The following is an 18422-nucleotide window of genomic DNA, read 5'->3' as shown; positions in this document are numbered from 1 at the left end:
AATGTCCTATAACTAAGATGCTTTTAAATCCTTAGTCAAATTTTTAGAGTACTCAAATACACGTTCTCTTCTTGCTGTGGCTTTTTCAAGTTCACAAGTAAAATAATTTTCTGGATTCCAATCGTTATATACCATTTTTTTTATGCCATAACGATTAGATAAGTCATTTGACAATACAACTGCGTGCCTCCCAAATCCGCTATAATGATATCTTCGCTCATTAAACAGTTCTTCAAAATCCGGTGGTGTGGAGAAATCACTCGCAGCTTCGATCATCCTATCAGCGGCCTCAACTTCCGACGGCATTGATAATATCTTGTACATTAAATCGTGGTCTACAGACTTCCAATCTATATCATCTGGGAAAATTGGCGGTCCGGGAACTTTCACTTGGGGTTCCAAACATCCGTCTTTATTTCGCTGGCCCCATGAAAGGCCATCATCCTTCAACACTTCCGCACAACCCTGAATAAACTTATCTAATACGCAAATGACCCTTATCGCTAGGTATCGAGCAGCCCTTTTCTCCAAACGCCTCTGATTCCAATAACCTTGAAACAAAGAAATTGCCGAGCCAATCAACACGCCAACAAGCCCAATAATTGCTTCCGCCATATAATTTCCTTTTTTAAACCTTTATATGATTAGAAAACTTCTCGCGCGTTTTTATTCAAAAACTCCTGAATGGAATCCGTATCGTAAAGTATGATCTTCTTTTCAGGTTGCGAAAACCTGATTTTGCCTTCATCCCGAAACTTCTGCAAGGTTGCTTTACTAGTGATACGCAGCATCTGCATGGCCTCCTGACCGGACACCCACTTTTCAGTTTTAGGCTTACCGTCAGTCAGTCGCTTTACAACCTTGTCTATCAAGGCATAAAAAGCTGCATCTTCTAAACAAATGACCTCCATCGGTTAAAGATACGCAACCAGAAATTCTTTACAAATAACCCGGTGTGAGAAGCAATTTGTTGGACCATTGTTGTACCAAAACAAAAAAGCCTTTCAGTTTTTACGCTGAAAGGCTTGATTTTGAATGTAGCGAGATCGGGAATTGAACCCGAGACCTCAGGGTTATGAATCCTGCGCTCTAACCACCTGAGCTACCTCGCCATTTGGGAGTGCAAATGTAATCGATCCGTCAGAAAAAAGAAAAAAATTGCAAAAATAAATTTCGTCGCAACAGAATCACCGATAATTCACCGGCTCATGTATAATTCATCCGGGTATATAAACGGTACATGGTATATTTGCCGAAGAACGAACAAATCTACACCACTTACGATGCGCAACGTTTTTTTATCGGCTTTGCTTTTATGCGGCCAGGTGCTTTCCGTATCTGCACAGTCCGATGTAAAGGATAAAGTACAATGGACTTTGCAGGATGCGATCGAGTATGCGCTGGACCACAATATTTCCATACAGCAGAATGTACTGAATGCCCGCCTTGCCAAACTGAACCTGCAGCAAAGCCGCCTGGCGCAGCTTCCGTCGCTGAATATCGCACCTTCTTACGGCGTGAGCTACGGTCGTTCCATCGATCCTACTACCAACCAGTTCGTGCAGGGAAAATATTCATTTGTGAGCGCCAGCGCCTCTTCCAGCGTATTGCTCTTCGGATGGTTCCAGCAACGCAACAACATTGCCAAAAACAAATTCAGTCTGGAAGCAGCCAGAGCCGATGTGGAACAATTGCGTAATGATGTTTCGCTGAACGTGGCTACCGGATTCCTGCGCATCCTGATGGCACGCGAACAGATCCGCGTAAATGAAAAACAGGTAGCGCTTTCGGCGCAGCAGTTAAACCAGACTCAGAAATTTGCGGATGTAGGCCGGGTACCGGAGCTGAACGTAGCACAACTCGAAGCACAGCTTGCCAGCGACAGCGCGACGCTGATTTCCGCTATTGCTGATTACCGTGCCTCTATTCTGGACCTGAAGGCGATACTGAACCTGGACTTTGAAGTTCCGTTTGAAGCGGTGATACCCGAAATTCCTATGGAGGACCGCATTTCATTGCAGACGCTGAACGCTGATTATATCTATTCGGAAGCAGTAAGGAATATACCTTCGATCCGCAGCAGTAATTTAAAGCTCAGGGCAGCGGAGAAAAACCGCGATGCAATGCGCGGCGGATTGTTCCCGCAACTGAGCGTCGCAGGGCAGCTGGGCAGCAACTGGACCAGCACCTACAAGCAGTTTGCATCCTACTCTACCGACGGAACGTATATTCCCACCGGTGCTTTCGTGAATGTGGGCGGTACCAGCCTTGAAGTCATGCAGCCGAATTATGTTGCGCTGTATAATAATGTGCCTTTGTTCCGGCAATTGGATAACAACTTCCGTCAGACTGTTTCCGCTACTTTAAGCATTCCTATTTTCAACGCATGGCAGAGCCAATACGCTTACCAGCAGGCCAGAATCAATGTGCAGACCCAGGAGCTGAATCAGTATCAGACCGAACTGAAACTGAAACAGGATGTCTACAAGGCGCATAATGACGTCACCAATGCCATTCAGAAATATTACGCATCCCGCCGTTCACAGGAAGCGGCACAGCGCGCTTTCGACTTTGCCGAAAAACGCTACGCGCTGGGACTGACAAACACGGTGGAATACCTCGTTACACAAAACAACCTGTATAAAGCAGAAGCCACACTGCTGAATAATAAATACGATCTGATCTTCAAACTGAAGGTGATCGACTATTACCTGGGCAAAAAGCTGGCACTCTAAAACTAACTCCCGACCTTATTGACATGGAACAACTCAGACAAGCGATCATAGATGCCGCCAATGCTGCAGGAAAGATAATCAGCAGCTATTTCCAGGGTGTATTCACCGTTGAAAGCAAAGATGGTAAAAACAACCTGGTTACGGAAGTCGACAACCACTCCGAGAAAGTGATTATCGACATCATCAAAGAGCGCTTTCCGGGCCACAGTATTATCAGTGAAGAGGTAGGGGAAATGATCCAGGATTCCGAATACCAGTGGATCATTGATCCGATCGACGGCACCGTGAATTTTGCACACGGCATTCCGATCTGCTGCGTGTCCATCGGTTTGCGCCACCAGGGTAAAATGCTGATGGGCGTGGTGTATAACCCGCTGATGAACGAATTTTTCTTCGCCGAGCGCGGCAAGGGAGCTTTCCTGAACGGAGAGCCGATCCGTGTTTCCGCAAAACAGGATTTTAAAACTGCCTGTCTCGTTACGGGCTTTCCCTATAAATGGCCCGAAACCAAAGAACACCCGATTAAAGTATTTGAACGCATGATCCTGCAGGGTTTACCCGTACGCCGGCTCGGTTCGGCAGCAATCGACCTTTGCTGGGTTGCCTGCGGACGTTTTGACGGATTCTGGGAATATAACCTCAATTCCTGGGATGTAGCAGCCGGCTACCTGATCGTTCGTGAAGCGGGAGGCCGCATTTCCAATTTCGACGGCAGCGAAACGACTGTGTTTGATAAGGAAACACTCGCAACAAACGGACATATCCACGAAGCAATGCTGCGCGTGATCAATAATAAAGAATAACGCCCGCCGGAAATAAACTTTTTCGATTTACCCATTTTTATGATTTTTGTCATATTCATTGAGAGAATGACAGAGAGATGACATTCCAACAGGGTCATCTTTAGGCTGTTAGCCATGCGGGCAATAAATTTGCAACCGAAACAAACAGCCGACGCTCCACGGGTGAGTTTATTGAAGAACATATCAGATTTCCATATCGCAGGCATCAGCTACCGGAATACAGATGCTGAAACACGAGGCCGGTTTGCGATCAACGAACAACAATACAGAAATCTGCTGTCGACGGCCGCAGATTTCGGGATAGAGGAATTTTTTGTTGTTTCCACCTGCAACAGGACTGAAATATACGGCTTCGCGCCAAGCGCTGCGCACCTTGCAGGCTTTTTATGCAGTCAGACCGAAGGAGATGCTGGCAGCTTCCATCAGCTGTCTTACCGGAAAAACGGACGCTCGGCACTGGAGCATTTGTTCCATGTTTCCGCAGGGCTCGATTCACAGATCCTCGGTGATTATGAAATCATCAGCCAGATCAAATTAGCGGTAAAGACGGCAAAAGAAAACCGCTGCACCGGATTGTTCACTGAAAAACTGCTGGATCACACGCTGCAATCTTCGCGGAATATCCGCAGCAGGACGCAACTAAGCAGTGGTTCGGTATCGGTATCATTTGCTGCAGCACAATATATCCGCCAGCATTTTACGGAAACAGCCGACAAAAAGATATTGCTGCTCGGTACCGGAAAGATCGGTCGCAATACCTGTAAAAACATCGTAAGCACTTTAGGCACGAAAGATATAACCCTCATCAACCGCACAAATGCAAAAGCAGAGGCGCTGGCACGGGAACTCGGAATCCGGTTCCAGCCTTATGAATGCCTCGAAACCGAAGCGGCACGGGCAGATGTGATACTTGTGGCCACCAATGCCCCGCAGCCTACCCTGCTGCAAAAACACCTGGAGCACAGCGCTGCATCGCTGGTTATCGACCTATCCATCCCCAACAATGTGGAAATGAGCATTGCGGGGTATAAAGGCATCTGCCTCGTCAACGTGGACGAATTATCCAAAGTGGCTGATGCTACGTTACAGAAAAGGAAACTGGAAATACCCAAGGCACAACAACTGATCCAGGAGCAGATCAATGAATTCAAAAACTGGTACGTGATGCGCCAGCATGTGCCGGTGATCAGAGCCGTAAAAAGCACACTGGAAAACATCCAGCAGAAACATATGCAGCAGGATAGCGTTCCTCTGCAAAGCGACGACCGCATACAGAAAGTACTGAACAATATGGCCACCCAGATGCGTGAGAAAAACGAGGGTGGCTGCAATTTTATCTGGGCGATCAATGACTTCATGGCAAGTTCCTGATCAGCCTTTACACAATAACTCATGAACCGGAAAATCCGAATAGGCACCCGTGACAGCAAACTCGCCCTGTGGCAGGCTCATACCGTACAGGCATTGCTGGAAGCGCGCCATATATCCACTGAACTCGTGCCGGTAAAAAGCGAAGGCGACCTGGATCTGGTTACCCCGCTCTACGCCATGGGTGTGCAGGGCGTGTTTACCAAAACACTGGATGCATACCTGCTCAGTGACAAGATCGATATTGCCGTTCACTCTCTCAAAGATGTACCTACCCAATTTGCACAAGGTCTGATGCAGGCCGCCGTGCTGAAGAGAGGTCCGGTGCACGATATATTCGTTCCTCACCCGTCGAAAACCTCGACACACGGGCATGCGGTTATCGGAACCGGATCGGTGCGTCGCAAGGCGCAATGGCTGAACCGGTACCCGGATGCACGCATCGACAATCTGCGCGGTAACGTGCAGACCCGTCTGCAAAAGCTTGCAGACAGCGATTGGGACGGGGCCATATTTGCTGCGGCCGGACTTGAACGTATCGGTCTGCGGCCGGAATATGCCCAGGACCTAGACTGGATGCTGCCTGCTCCCTCACAAGGTGCCGTAATGATCGCCTGCCGTGCAACCGACGGCGATACACTGGAAGCATGTGCGCCACTTAACGATGCCGATACCGCACTTTGCGTTCAGATAGAAAGGGATTTCCTTAAAACGCTGATGGGCGGCTGTTCCACTCCGATCAGCGCTTACGCCGAACTGATCGGTGACACGATCCGCTTCCGCGGCAATATCCTCAGCACAGACGGAAAAGAAAAAATGGAAATCGAGCGAACAGTACCTCGTGCCGAAGCCTCGGGTATCGGCTTCAGCACGGCTCAGGAATTGCTGGAACAGGGAGCCGACCGTATCGTACAATCGATTCGCAATCTTGGAGCATAGACCGCAAATACTCAGTACCGCGCCCTTACCGGCTGCACTGGCCGAAAAGATACATTCGGCGGGACTGGATCTGCATGTATATGAGGCGATCGCTATCGAATTCCCGGAGGATGCCGCATTGCGGCAACAGGTAAGCGAAACAACCCATGCTTCCGGGAATATGATCTTCACCAGCAGTAATGCTGTTACCGCAGTTGCGCGGATGTCCGGATCCGGACATCCGAAAGATTGGAACATATTTTGTCTCGAAGGGAAAACTTCAGAGACAGTCCGAACATACTGGCCTCACCTGACTATATCCGCCACAGCACCGGACTCACGTGCACTGGCTCAATTAATCATATCCGCGGCACCGCAATCCTGTACTTTTTTCTGTGGCGGAAGCCGTATGGATACATTACCGGCGTTGCTTGCTTCCGCAGGTATCTCTGTAAAAGAGATAATCGTCTACCATACCTTGAAACGCCCGTCGAAACTGGATTTCCAACCTGATGCAGCCTTATTCTTCAGTCCTTCCGCGATAGAAAGTATGCAGCAGGATAATGACCTGTCCGCTATTCCGGAACTGATCTGCATCGGGCAAAGCACAGCCGCGGCATTCGGGGCTGCATTGCAGCAACAGGTGCATATCGCCGCAAGTGCGAGCAAGGAGTCGGTGGTGGAAACCCTCATTCAATTATATAAAAAACACCCTTAATTATATGTTGCAAAACGACCTGATCTTAAGAACCCTGCGCGGAGAACAAACAGAGCGTACTCCTGTATGGATGATGCGCCAGGCAGGAAGATATCTTCCTGAATATATTGCGCTGCGTAATAAATACGGTTTCTTCGAAAGATGTCAGACACCGGAGCTCGCCTGTGAAATCACCCTGCAGCCGGTAGACATCGTAGGTGTGGATGCCGCAATCCTTTTCTCAGACATTCTTGTGGTTCCCCAGGCTATGGGGCTCGAGGTGCAACTGAAGGAGAATGTTGGTCCGCTGCTGCCCGACCCGATCAAAACAACAGCAGACCTGGGCCGCATCCGTGTTCCGGACGTACAGGAAACGCTGCACTATGTGTTTGATGCGATCCGCCTGATCAAAAAGGAACTGAATGGTCGCGTACCGCTGATCGGATTTGCCGGTGCTCCCTGGACATTGTTGTGCTATATGGTGCAGGGTAAGGGTAGTAAAACATTTGACGAGGCTAAGGCTTTCTGCTACACGCATCCGGAACTCGCGCATCAGCTGCTGCAAATGATCACCGACACCACAATCGCTTATCTGAAAGGTCAGGTGGCCGCGGGAGCAGACATACTGCAGGTATTTGACAGCTGGGGCGGTCTGCTCGGTCCTCAGGATTTCGAAAATCTCTCACTGAAATATATCCGTCAGATCGTTGCTGCGCTGAAAGACGATGTTCCGACGATCATCTTTGCGAAAGGTGCATGGCACAGTCTTGAATCGATGGCAGCGACAGGCGCGGCGGGACTGGGCATCGACTGGTGTATCCCGGCAAAACTTGCAAGACAGTTCGCCGGTGACCAGGTAACTTTGCAAGGCAACTTTGATCCTGCAAAACTGATGTCACCTATTCCGGTGATCGAGGAGGAAGTGAAACAGATGCTCCGCGCATTCGGTCCGGGAAGACACATCGCAAACCTTGGGCATGGTATTCTGCCGAATGTACCGGTAGATCATGCGAAAGCCTTTGTGCGTACGGTGAAGGAGTTCCGGTTTTAAGTGTCATGACAATTGCGTGACTGACCGAAAGCACCGCCGATACTGATGTACATCATATTTTAAATAGCGGAAGCAACGGAACTTGCACTAAAATTTTTCAATTATGGAAACCACAACAAAAACCGCATTTACCAAACAAGCCTGGATCGATTTCATTCATGGATTACAGGATCGTATCTGTGCCGCGCTCGAAAAAGAAGACGGCAAAGCAACCTTTCAGGAAGACAAATGGGAGCGCCCCGGAGGCGGAAGCGGCAAAACGCGTGTAATTGCGAACGGAAACGTATTTGAAAAAGGAGGTGTGAATACTTCCGTTGTATTTGGCGACGTAACAGATATTATGCGTCGTCAGCTGGGAGTGGAAGGAGCGAAATGGTTTGCCTGCGGCCTGAGCATGGTGATCCATCCGAATAATCCGTTTGTCCCCACCACGCATGCCAACTGGCGCTATTTCGAGGTGTATGATACAGACGGAAACGTTACCGACTGCTGGTTTGGCGGCGGCGCCGACCTCACTCCCTATTACCTGTTTGAAGAAGATGCCAGACATTTTCACCAGACATTGAAACAGGCACAGGACCCTTTCGGAACAGAACTTTATCCCCAATACAAAAGATGGTGCGATACGTATTTTTCCAATACGCACCGTAACAACGAGATGCGCGGCATAGGCGGCGTATTTTATGATCACCTGCGCCCTTCGGTGGTGATGGATAAAGAACAATTGTTTGCTTTTCAGCAATCCAACGGCAACTGCTTTGTAGATGCCTACGTTCCTATCGTCGCCCGCCGCAAGCATACACCTTACAGTGATGCGAACAAATACTGGCAGGAGATCCGCCGCGGCCGCTATGTGGAGTTCAACCTGATACATGACCGCGGTACCATTTTCGGACTCAAAACCAATGGCCGTACAGAGAGCATCCTGATGAGCCTGCCGCCGACCGTACGTTTTGAATATAATTACCAGCCCGCGCCGGACAGCGAAGAAGCGAAGCTGCTTGACGCCTGTCTGCACCCGAAAGACTGGGCCTAAAACGCAATATTTATGCACCAATACACCGTAAATGCAGCCTTACAATTACTTCCTGTAGGAGGAACAAAGCACCCTTATGAATGGGTAGATGAGGCGATCGCGATCATTAAAAGAAGTAATCTTAAGTCTGAGGTAGGAGCCTTCACCACAACCGTGGAGGGCTCCTATTCTGATATAATGCAATTGATCGGCGACATCAACGAATACCTGATCAACGCAAAGTGCCGTGAGTGGATTCTTGGCGTACAACTGCAGATGCGCAGTGAGGCCGACATTACCGCTGCAGAAAAAACAGACAAACATCGATAAACAATCCATACAAGATATGTATCTGCAAAGAAGAAACAGGATCCTGCGTCAGAGCGCTGCATTACGCAGCCTTGTTGCGGAAACCACACTGACACCGAACGATTTTATTGCTCCGCTGTTCCTGAATGAAGGCAGCGGCTACCGGCAGGAAATTGCTTCAATGAAGGGCTACTACCGTATGTCTGTCGACAATACCCTCAAGGAGGTAAAGGAGCTGTGGTCGCTCGGCATCAAATCCGTACTGCTCTTCGTGAAAGCAGAAGACGATACCAAAGACAATACAGGGAAAGAAGCCTGGAACAAAGACGGGCTCATGCAACGCAGCATTAAAGCGATTAAAGATGCGTTGCCGGAAATGGTGGTGATGACCGACGTGGCGCTCGATCCCTATTCGATCTACGGGCACGATGGTATCGTGGAAAACGGGGAAATCGTGAATGATCCCACCGTTGAGGCTTTAGTGAAAATGAGCATCAGTCATGCTGAAGCAGGCGCGGACATTGTGGCACCGAGCGATATGATGGATGGCCGCATCGGAGCGATCCGCACGGGACTGGAGCAGAACAATTTTATAAAAACGGGCATCATGGCTTACAGCGCCAAATACGCGAGTTGCTTTTACGGACCTTTCCGTGATGCGTTGGATTCAGCTCCCGGCTTCGGAGATAAAAAGACCTATCAGATGGATTATGCAAATCGCACCGAAGCAATCAAGGAGACACTGATGGACATCGAAGAGGGTGCGGATATCGTAATGGTGAAGCCTGCGATGGCGTACCTGGATATTATCCGCGAAGTACGCAACGCGGTGGACGTACCGGTGAGTGCTTACCACGTAAGCGGAGAATACGCGATGATCAAAGCGGCAGCACAAATGGGCTGGCTGGACGAGAACAAAGCAATCCTTGAAAGCCTTACCAGTATCAAACGTTCCGGCGCAGATCTGATAGCCACCTATTTTGCGAAGCAGGCAGCGATGCTGATGCATTAAGACGCAGGCTTCGCCGCAATTTTCCTTTTTATAAGCAGCAACAATCAAATGACAACCAACAACAGCATATCCCTTTTCGAACGAGCCCAACAAAGCATTCCAGGTGGCGTGAACTCACCCGTACGTGCATTTAAAAGCGTCGGCGGCACTCCTGTTTTCATGGAGCGCGCCAAAGGTGCTTATCTCTATGATGCCGACGGTAACCGTTATATCGATTATATCGCATCCTGGGGTCCGATGATACTCGGCCATGCATATGAACCTGTGGTTCGGGCGATCCAGCAAAAAGCAGAAGGGTCTACATCATTCGGCGCTCCCACCCTGCTGGAAATCGAAATGGCGGAGCTGATCCGTTCTATGACAAAAAATGTGGACCTGATCCGCATGGTGAGCAGCGGCACCGAAGCCTGTATGAGTGCATTGCGTCTTGCAAGGGGTTATACGGGCCGTAATAAGTTCATCAAATTCGAAGGCTGCTATCACGGGCACGCGGATGCGTTTCTGGTAAAGGCCGGTTCCGGACTCGCCACATTCGACATTCAAACCGTGCCCGGCATTACAGGCGGTGTCAGCAACGATACACTTACCTGTGCATACAACGATCTGAACGCCGTACAGGCACTCGTTGCAGCTAACAAAAACGAAATTGCGGCAATCATCCTAGAGCCTGTAGCAGGTAATATGGGTTGTATTTTACCGGAACCCGGTTTTGTGGAAGGGTTGCGCCGTATCTGCGATGAGGAAAAGATCGTGCTGATCTTTGATGAAGTAATGACCGGCTTCCGCCTCAGTGCGGGGGGTGCACAGGAAACGTTGCATATCGATGCAGACCTTGTTTGTTACGGTAAAGTGATCGGTGCGGGAATGCCGGTAGGCGCATTCGGCGGAAAGAAAGAGATCATGTCGCACATTGCGCCGCTGGGCTCTGTATACCAGGCGGGCACCCTGAGCGGGAATCCGCTTGCAATGATAGCGGGCTATACGTTATTGAAAACACTGAAAGACAACCCGGCTATTTATCAGGAATTGTCGGACAAAACCGCATACCTGCATGCCGGACTGCAAAAAGTACTGGAAGCGCATGGAAAACCATTTGTGATCAACCGCAAAGGCTCTATGATCAGCATTCATTTCAGCGATAAGCCCGTAACCGATTTCGCAACTGCGGCGGCTGCAGACAATGCTTACTTCAACCGCTTCTTCCATGCAATGTTGAGCCGGGGCATTTATCTGCCTCCTTCCGCATTTGAAAGCTGGTTCCTGAATAACGCGCTTACTTATGCAGACTTGGACGAAACGATCCATGCTGCGGAGGAAAGCCTGAAAGCATTATAAGTTCATTTTCAATAAAAAATCAGAAGGGAGACCATAATTGGTCTCCTTTTTTACGGCCTTCAGTACTGAGTATTAATGGCAGTGTCAGGCCGGACTGTCAGACTCAGCGACATATTGCTGTCAATTTGTCCCTGAAAGCGCTTTTGGCAATATCTTTGCGCCTCGTAACGGGGATCTATGTTTTTTAAAAAAAAGAAAGAAGCTATGAGCGAAATGGAAATCAACCACGAAATGGAACAGGAAGCGACGACACCATCCGGAGAGGAGCAACAGGAACAAGCGTCTGCCGAAGCACCTGTGAGCGAAACCGATAAGCTGAAAGCAGAGCTGGAACAATCCAAAGATCAGTACCTGCGTCTTGTGGCCGAATTTGATAATTTCCGCAAACGTACTGCACGCGAGCGTATTGAACTCACCCAAACCGCATCGAAAGATGTGATGCAGTCTATGCTGGCCGTACTGGACGACAGTGAACGTGCGGCAAAAACGATGGAGACAGCAACGGACATAACGGCTTTAAAAGAAGGCATTAACCTGATCCTCGGAAAACTGAATTCCATTCTGAGCAATAAAGGTCTGAAAGCCATGGATACCAAAGCAGGCGATGTGTTCGATGCAGAGTTTCATGAAGCCATTACTGAAATCCCGGCTCCAACTCCCGATCTGGAGGGCAAGGTTGTGGATGTAATTGAAAAAGGCTATTACCTGAATGACAAGCTTATCCGCCACGCGAAAGTAATCGTGGGCAAATAACACCGGGGCGTGTTTCACTTTCACACAATCGATTTAAATCACCATGTCGAAAAGAGATTATTATGAGGTGTTGGGAGTTGGCCGCCAGGCCAGCGCCGACGAGATAAAAAAGGCTTACCGCAAAATCGCGATGCAATATCACCCGGATAAGAACCCGGGAGATAAAACAGCGGAAGATAAATTCAAGGAAGCAGCAGAGGCCTACGAGGTACTGAGCAACCCGGACAAACGTGCGCAGTATGACCGTTTCGGTCACAGTATGGGTAATGCAGGAAGAGGCGGCGGACCCGGAGCTGGTTTTGGCGGTATGAACATGGAGGATATCTTCTCCAACTTCGGTGACATCTTCGGAGACGGGATGTTCGGCGGCGGTGGCGGCTCAAGAGGCGGCGGTCGTGGCAGAGGCAACCGTGGCGCCAATCTTCGTGTGAAGCTGAAAATGAACTTCGCCGAGATCGCGCACGGTGCGAATAAAAAGATCAAGGTAAAAAAATACGTAACCTGCCCCCCCTGTAACGGCAGCGGAGCTAAAGACAAGGCTTCCGTTAAGACCTGCCAGACCTGCGGCGGAAGCGGACAGGTGCGCAGAGTACAGAACACGTTCCTGGGACAGATGCAGACGGTAACGACCTGCCCTACCTGTAACGGTGACGGTACGAGCATTACCGCAAAATGTACGCAGTGTAAAGGCGAGGGCCGTGTATACGGAGAAGAAACGATCAGTCTGGACATACCTGCAGGCGTTCAGGAAGGCATGCAACTGAGCATGAGCGGTAACGGTAACGTTGGCGAGCGCGGAGGTCCTCCGGGCGATCTGCTGATACTCATCGAAGAAGAAAAACACCCGCAGCTGATGCGCCGCGATCTGGACGTGATCTATCCGCTTTATGTGACCTTCCCGGACATCGTGCTGGGCACACAAGTGGAAGTACCCACAATTGACGGTCGTGCGAAGATCAAAATTCCCGCAGGCACGCAGAGCGGAAAGATATTCCGGTTGAAGGGAAAAGGATTTCCGGCATTCCAGAGCTATGAAAAAGGAGACCAGCTGGTGGAAGTAAATGCATGGTCGCCACAACATCTCAGTAAAGAAGAAAAGGAGATGATGGAAAAACTGCAACGCTCCTCGAACTTCAAACCCGCTGAGGATGCGGCAACTGAAAAAGATGAGAAGAGTTTTTTCGATAAGATCAAAGACGCCTTCAATTAACCATAAAAGCATCGATTCAGAAAAGCGAAATCATTTGATTTCGCTTTTTTTGTATACAGATCTCCGTGAAAAATAGTTCGCATTGCGATCAAATCCACTTTTTTTCCACACCCTTAAAACGGTATCACTGATGCAATTAAAAATTGCCTATTTTGCATTATATGAGAACAGCACCGCGAAAACTTATAAGGGATTCAGGGGAATGTCTGTCACAAGTTTATCTGTACCTGGAACGACTTGCGTCGATGCCGGATACAGAAGCCCTAGCAGAACTGAGAAAATGTAAGACAGATACGCTTTACTGGTTGCTGAATGAAGTAAGCATCGTAAATGGAGAGTATCACGTGGCTGCCCTCGCCAAAGACGTACTTACAGAACGCGGCGAGCAGCCGTAAAATGCATCAACTTATTTACCGCATATGACGAAAAAGCCCGGAAGTTCCGGGCTTTTTCGTCAATAGTTGTATTACAGGGAAAGGAACTTCAATTGCTCCCTGAGTTTCGCTTTATCGCTTTTGGACAGACGACTGTCGTGATACGTGCGCTGCATCATATTCCGGTAAACGGCCTGCTGCGAGAGACTTTCGAGGGTCTGTGCCGCCGGGCCGGATAAGCGGCTGTTATGGCTCAGCACCGCTTCAAACAAATGGGATATTAATGTTTCATTGCAATAGCCGAGGCTCTTCAACGCTGTAAATGCGTTGTTACGCGTCCGGAACTCCCAGGCATCCGACGCCAGGTATACCAAGCGTTGCAGCGCGGAGTCTTTCCTTGCCGGCACGTACAATACAGCAAGTTCGTTCCATTTAATGTGCACACTGTTGTTCATTCCGAAATCATGCTCCGTCGCACGTAAATACCGGTCTGCTTCATCGGGATAATTCCGGCACAATTGCTCCAGTGCGGTCTGCTCCACATCGTAGGAAGCATCCTTCAGTGCTCCGGTCAGTATATCTTTCCAGGAAACAGTCGCAGCATCGCAGGCCTTTATGGCTGCAAGGCGCAACGGTGGGTTCGACTCCTTCAGGAAGGTCTGTTCAACAGCAGCCTGTGCTTCTTTGTCCCTGCCCAGTTGTGTGATCGCTTCTGCTTTTACCCTGTAGAATTCATTACTGCGCAACACCTCCAACAATACCTCGCGCTTCCGGGCAATATCGATCGTGCGCATCGCCAGTAAAGCGTCATACCTGTCCAGCATATGGGGAGCATGCAGCAATTGCGATCGCAGCGCCGCAAAGCCGCGCGGGAATACCACCGACTTCAGTATGCGTGCGTTGGGATCGAAGAGTACGAAGCTTACCTTTTTACCATAACGGTTCGGGATCTTCACCAGGTTCACCTCTTCACGTATCCATTCTTTCACGCGGTCTTTGGTACCATCTGTATAATAGACTTCAAATACAATGGGCATGGAGAATAATCCGGTGACTTCATCGCGAGTATGCGTCTGCTTTACGGTAATTGCCGTGTAGCTCCCCTCTGACGCATTTTGCTGGGCTTCGTAAGCAATTGTATATTCCGGCTCTCCGCCACGGTACACCCACTGATCAAAAAACCAGGACATATCCTGTCCGAGCTCATCCTGTATGGATTGTACGATATCGTTCGATTCCACATTAGCGTACGCATGCTTCTGTGCATATGCTTTCAATGCGCGCTTCCAGGCATCTTCTCCGAGCACATAGGCAAGCATGCTGATTACGGAAGAGCCTTTTTGGTATACTCTTGCCGTTCCTGCAGCCGAATAGCGAATCGGGAAGCGGTCTTTTTTACCAGCTTCCAACGTGGTATTGTAATCGCCGATACGCTGCCAGTCGTATTCATCGGCTCCGAACTGCTTTTTTGTAAACAGCTTGGGATAGTATGTGGCGAAGCTTTCCTGGAGCCAGCTGTCGCGCCCGTCTCTTGCCGTGATATAATCACCGAACCATTGGTGCGTAAGCTCGTGGCAATTGACGCCAACATAGTTGCGATCCTCGTAAGCACGTTCGTCTACATTAAAAAAGTCGCCGAATATGGTAGCTGTGGTATTTTCCATTGCTCCGTACAGAAACTCCTGGACCATGATCTGGGAATAACTGTCCCAGGGGTAAGGGATGCCCGTCTCCTGCTCGAGAAAGTCGATCAGCTGGGCTGAATAACGATAGGTCGGTTCTCTTCTTTCCGGGAATTCGGGATAGTAATACAGGTTCAGCGGTACGCCACTGTTGCTTTTCCGCTGGTCGATGGCGTAATTGCCGATACCGAGCATCAGCAGATAACCCGCGTGCGGATGACTCATTATGTAGTGCCATACGGTCTCATTCCCTTCTGTGTGCTTATCCACCAGGTTGCCGTTGGACAATACTTTATAATCACCCGGGAAATGCACGATTGTCTCGGTGATAAACTTATCGTTCATATCATCGTACATCGGTATCCAGTGACGGTTGTCGATACCCTGCCCCTGTGTCCATATCTGTTTGCGCACCGCAAAAGCATTATGCTCGCGGTTTTCCGGGGCATTCCAGCCGATGAAATAAATACCGCGCTGCGGATTGGCTTCATAATCGAAGCTGATCGTTCCCGTTTCATCCCATTTCAACGGATGCGGCAACCGAACCCATACTCCGTCCTTTGTACTGCGGAAGCGCAAGGGCTTCCCATTCAACGCGGCCTGCGCAATGCGTATTGCCGGCGCATCGAAGAACACAGAATCCACTTCGGGGCGCAATACCCGGAAATGATGATCCACATGCCCTTTTACGAGTCCCTGCTCCGGAACAAAAGATACTTCCAGTTTCAGGTGAGTGATGTCCAGTTCATGCTCCCGGTAATGTGTTGCATCCTTCCAGTAGGAACGATAAGAGTTCTGGGCATTCGCTCCTGTATGGAGCAAAGCGGCCAGCAGCAGTAATCTCAGCTTCATTATTGATCGATTATAATTGCGGAAAGGGTAACAATTTCGTCAAAAATTCAGGATAAAGCAAGCGTGATTTATGTGTTATGATATAATGAATTTAGTTTTAAGTAGAAAAGTAAATCTGGCAGTAAATGCATCTTTGTATTCTAAAACTGTACGCGATGAATCAACAACTGGAAAACATTCTGTTCTTTAAAGAGAATCTTGGCATGTCACTGTATCCGGTTACAGACCTGGCCGGCAACCTGCTGCATAACGTAATGGCGCTTGTGGGCCTCAGAAGTCAGACGGAACTGGAATTATGCGCTCAATATATCAAGGGTAAAATCACCTTATTCGATAAAAGCCGTGACGGCAAATACCTCGTCATGAAAGAAAATGCAGCGGATCTCAGACGACACGAGCTGATCCCGGCGCTTCAGGGTCATTCCGCCAGGGGAATACTGGTGGAGCTCGCCTCTTAATCCGTTTATACTAATCTCCCTTTATAAAACCCTGTCGTTTGAGCAGGGCTTTTTTATTGTGAAAAAAATTCCAGACACACAAAAAAGTCCGGCCTGGTTTCCCCGGGCCGGACTTTTTCCTTGCGTTACATTAATCTGCCAAAGCGTTGTTCTCCTTAGAGGGAAGCCTGCAATTTATCAGGCAAGTGCTTCGTCAGTTTGTTGCGCAAAAGGTCTTTTACTTTTTTCTTGTTTTCAGGGGACATTTTTTTAGACCATGCCCAGCTGCCCAGCAGCGCTACGCCGCCCAACAGCAATAATGTTGTTCCTTTCATAAGTCATCTGTTTTTTAGGTTTGAACTATAGAACAAAGATGCGGAAGAAGACGCTTGCTGCTTTTACATCATCACCTAAAGTATTTACAGGATTATACGCATAAAAAAGCGCCACGCAGAAGCGCGGCGCCTTCGTTTCATCTTAACACGGTCAAACAGAAAACAGATATGTACTATCCATTATCAGCAATCCCAGTGGTGCTTCATTTTCAGATGCAGCAGCAGGGCGTGATAAGGATCGATTTCTTCAGTTTCATCGAAGCCGGCAGTAATTGCCGCTTCGCGGAAGTTTTCGTCGTTTCGGGTGTAGGGTTCAAGCAGTGCTCCGTCAGCTAAAGCGGGAGAACTTGTTCCGCCGTCATGAACAAAGAGAATCAGGTCTGAAATACTCATGTTATGTGCGTTTTGTGATATAAAAGTAATACAGACTCTGAAGCGCCGCTTTCCTTTTTTGTAAATGGCTCTTTTTTCAGGTTAAACGGCATTTTTAACCGGTTAAGCAATATGGGAAACATAAAAATCCACCTTACAGGAATAGTCCCGGAGTGGTTACGGCCGGATTTGATGGTTAATTCACAAAAAACATTATTTTTAATAGCATAGAAAATAGCGATTATGCCTGACATTATGGATAAAGTGACGGAAGCGATGGGTTGGATACGCATTGCGCTCTCCCCTGCAGTTGCGGGCGGCCTTACCGGTGGCTTTATATATCTCAGTTATCCCGGGCCGGACGGCGTACTCGCGGGTTTGTCCTGCGTGCTCATGGGTGTAATTACCGGAGCCGTATGGGCCACGCGCATTGCAAGGCGCAAAGGCACGATACGCTTTCTGTCCCAATCACGGTTCACTCCCGAACTGGACGACGCGGCGGCCTGCACCGGTAAAGATTCAGCGAATTAAGCGCTACATTCGGTGGTAACAATATGTCCGATCATTATCTTTTCGATCATACTTTTAGCAAGACCGACTTTACAGAGCAACCGCCGGAGCAGGGAGAATATGAACGCTGTACTTTTATCTCCTGCATCCTGACGCATGCGGATCTTTCCCGGTGCCGGTTCATCGATTGCCGGTTCGAACAATGTTCATTGAGCATGATGCGCATGCGGGATACCGTCTGGAACGAATGTTCGTTTGATGATTGTAAAATGCTGGGATTGCGCTGGGACGAGTGCAGTGCTTCCGGACTGTCCCTTTCTTTTAAAAATTGTCAACTCGATCATTCTGTCTTTTACAAATTGAAATTGCCGGGTACAACTTTCAATTCCTGTCGTCTGTTGCAATGCGATTTTTCTGAAACGGACCTGAGTGGCTGTATCTTTTCGGGATCGGATCTCAGCGATGCGCTGTTTGACCGTACGAAACTGGATAAAGCAGACTTCCGCTGTGCAAACAATTACCGGATTCACCCGGAGCGCAACAGTATTAAGAAAGCCCGGTTTTCATACGATGGCATTACCGGATTGTTGTCTTCTTATGATATCCGTATTGATCCATAACACACCCGCTGCAGGCTTCTCTCCCGCAACCGAA

Annotated in this window: 21 protein-coding genes and 1 tRNA gene; 16 read left to right on the top strand and 6 right to left on the bottom strand. The window is 48.9% G+C overall.

The window, feature by feature from the left end:
- Positions 1-12 precede the first annotated feature (12 nt).
- From ABD846_RS12950 to ABD846_RS12940, 3 genes are all read right to left on the bottom strand, one after another.
- Positions 13-615 carry a hypothetical protein gene (locus ABD846_RS12950; RefSeq protein ID WP_344827775.1) on the bottom strand — a complete coding sequence of 201 codons (603 nt, stop codon included), beginning with the start codon at positions 613-615 and terminating at the stop codon, positions 13-15.
- Positions 616-644: 29 nt separating this feature from the next.
- Positions 645-911, bottom strand: a complete 267-nt coding sequence (locus ABD846_RS12945; RefSeq protein ID WP_344827772.1) for a helix-turn-helix domain-containing protein — start codon at positions 909-911, stop codon at positions 645-647.
- A 127-nt stretch (positions 912-1038) separates the two neighbouring features.
- Positions 1039-1112 (bottom strand) — tRNA-Met (locus ABD846_RS12940).
- Positions 1113-1283: 171 nt separating this feature from the next.
- Here ABD846_RS12940 and ABD846_RS12935 point away from each other — a divergent pair.
- The 13 genes from ABD846_RS12935 (at position 1284) to ABD846_RS12875 (ending at position 13601) form a co-directional block, all read left to right on the top strand.
- Complete coding sequence (locus tag ABD846_RS12935) at positions 1284-2735, top strand: TolC family protein (RefSeq protein WP_344827769.1); 1452 nt, start codon at positions 1284-1286, stop codon at positions 2733-2735.
- A gap of 23 nt (positions 2736-2758) precedes the next feature.
- A complete protein-coding gene (locus ABD846_RS12930; protein WP_344827766.1) occupies positions 2759-3538 on the top strand; it encodes an inositol monophosphatase family protein in 780 nt (259 codons plus the stop codon).
- A 129-nt stretch (positions 3539-3667) separates the two neighbouring features.
- A complete protein-coding gene (gene hemA / locus ABD846_RS12925) occupies positions 3668-4909 on the top strand; it encodes a glutamyl-tRNA reductase (RefSeq protein WP_344827763.1) in 1242 nt (413 codons plus the stop codon).
- Positions 4910-4930: 21 nt separating this feature from the next.
- Positions 4931-5845, top strand: coding sequence for a hydroxymethylbilane synthase (gene hemC, locus ABD846_RS12920; protein WP_344827760.1), 915 nt, complete (start codon positions 4931-4933; stop codon positions 5843-5845).
- On the top strand, positions 5835-6542 hold the full coding sequence (locus tag ABD846_RS12915) for a uroporphyrinogen-III synthase (protein ID WP_344827757.1): 708 nt from the start codon (positions 5835-5837) through the stop codon (positions 6540-6542). Before hemC ends, ABD846_RS12915 begins: the two co-directional genes overlap by 11 nt.
- A 4-nt stretch (positions 6543-6546) precedes the next feature.
- Entirely contained in the window at positions 6547-7572 is a 1026-nt protein-coding gene (gene hemE, locus ABD846_RS12910; RefSeq protein ID WP_344827754.1) for a uroporphyrinogen decarboxylase, read from the top strand.
- A gap of 103 nt (positions 7573-7675) precedes the next feature.
- Entirely contained in the window at positions 7676-8608 is a 933-nt protein-coding gene (gene hemF, locus ABD846_RS12905; protein ID WP_344827750.1) for an oxygen-dependent coproporphyrinogen oxidase, read from the top strand.
- Positions 8609-8620: 12 nt separating this feature from the next.
- Complete coding sequence (locus tag ABD846_RS12900) at positions 8621-8917, top strand: thiamine-binding protein (RefSeq protein WP_344827747.1); 297 nt, start codon at positions 8621-8623, stop codon at positions 8915-8917.
- Positions 8918-8933: 16 nt separating this feature from the next.
- Complete coding sequence (hemB, locus tag ABD846_RS12895; protein ID WP_344827744.1) at positions 8934-9908, top strand: porphobilinogen synthase; 975 nt, start codon at positions 8934-8936, stop codon at positions 9906-9908.
- 48 nt (positions 9909-9956) lie between these two features.
- On the top strand, positions 9957-11243 hold the full coding sequence (gene hemL / locus ABD846_RS12890) for a glutamate-1-semialdehyde 2,1-aminomutase (protein WP_344827742.1): 1287 nt from the start codon (positions 9957-9959) through the stop codon (positions 11241-11243).
- 177 nt (positions 11244-11420) lie between these two features.
- Positions 11421-11996 (top strand): nucleotide exchange factor GrpE, encoded by a 576-nt coding sequence (locus ABD846_RS12885; protein WP_344827740.1) that lies wholly within the window; start codon positions 11421-11423, stop codon positions 11994-11996.
- 43 nt (positions 11997-12039) lie between these two features.
- Positions 12040-13206 (top strand): molecular chaperone DnaJ, encoded by a 1167-nt coding sequence (gene dnaJ / locus ABD846_RS12880; RefSeq protein ID WP_344827738.1) that lies wholly within the window; start codon positions 12040-12042, stop codon positions 13204-13206.
- A gap of 161 nt (positions 13207-13367) precedes the next feature.
- The gene (locus ABD846_RS12875) at positions 13368-13601 is read left to right on the top strand and encodes a hypothetical protein (protein ID WP_344827736.1); all 234 of its coding nucleotides are present in this window, start codon (positions 13368-13370) and stop codon (positions 13599-13601) included.
- 71 nt (positions 13602-13672) lie between these two features.
- On the opposite strand, the gene ABD846_RS12870 is transcribed toward ABD846_RS12875, so the two are convergent.
- A complete protein-coding gene (locus ABD846_RS12870; RefSeq protein ID WP_344827733.1) occupies positions 13673-16114 on the bottom strand; it encodes a M1 family metallopeptidase in 2442 nt (813 codons plus the stop codon).
- Between the two features lie 155 nt (positions 16115-16269).
- On the opposite strand from ABD846_RS12870, the gene ABD846_RS12865 reads away from it, so the two are divergent.
- On the top strand, positions 16270-16572 hold the full coding sequence (locus tag ABD846_RS12865; RefSeq protein ID WP_344827730.1) for a hypothetical protein: 303 nt from the start codon (positions 16270-16272) through the stop codon (positions 16570-16572).
- A gap of 155 nt (positions 16573-16727) precedes the next feature.
- Here ABD846_RS12865 and ABD846_RS12860 read toward each other — a convergent pair whose 3' ends face one another.
- Complete coding sequence (locus ABD846_RS12860; RefSeq protein WP_344827727.1) at positions 16728-16886, bottom strand: hypothetical protein; 159 nt, start codon at positions 16884-16886, stop codon at positions 16728-16730.
- Positions 16887-17069: 183 nt separating this feature from the next.
- Positions 17070-17279: a hypothetical protein gene (locus ABD846_RS12855; protein ID WP_344827725.1), complete on the bottom strand. Its 210-nt coding sequence runs from the start codon at positions 17277-17279 to the stop codon at positions 17070-17072.
- 222 nt (positions 17280-17501) lie between these two features.
- On the opposite strand from ABD846_RS12855, the gene ABD846_RS12850 reads away from it, so the two are divergent.
- Both ABD846_RS12850 and ABD846_RS12845 read left to right on the top strand, forming a co-directional pair.
- Entirely contained in the window at positions 17502-17789 is a 288-nt protein-coding gene (locus tag ABD846_RS12850) for a hypothetical protein (protein WP_344827722.1), read from the top strand.
- Positions 17790-17812: 23 nt separating this feature from the next.
- Positions 17813-18388 carry a pentapeptide repeat-containing protein gene (locus tag ABD846_RS12845; RefSeq protein WP_344827719.1) on the top strand — a complete coding sequence of 192 codons (576 nt, stop codon included), beginning with the start codon at positions 17813-17815 and terminating at the stop codon, positions 18386-18388.
- Positions 18389-18422: the final 34 nt, after the last annotated feature.

Origin of the sequence: Rurimicrobium arvi (assembly GCF_039540495.1) — a bacterium.
GTDB lineage: Bacteria > Bacteroidota > Bacteroidia > Chitinophagales > Chitinophagaceae > Rurimicrobium > Rurimicrobium arvi.
This window is presented reverse-complemented; position numbering and strand designations above follow the sequence as displayed.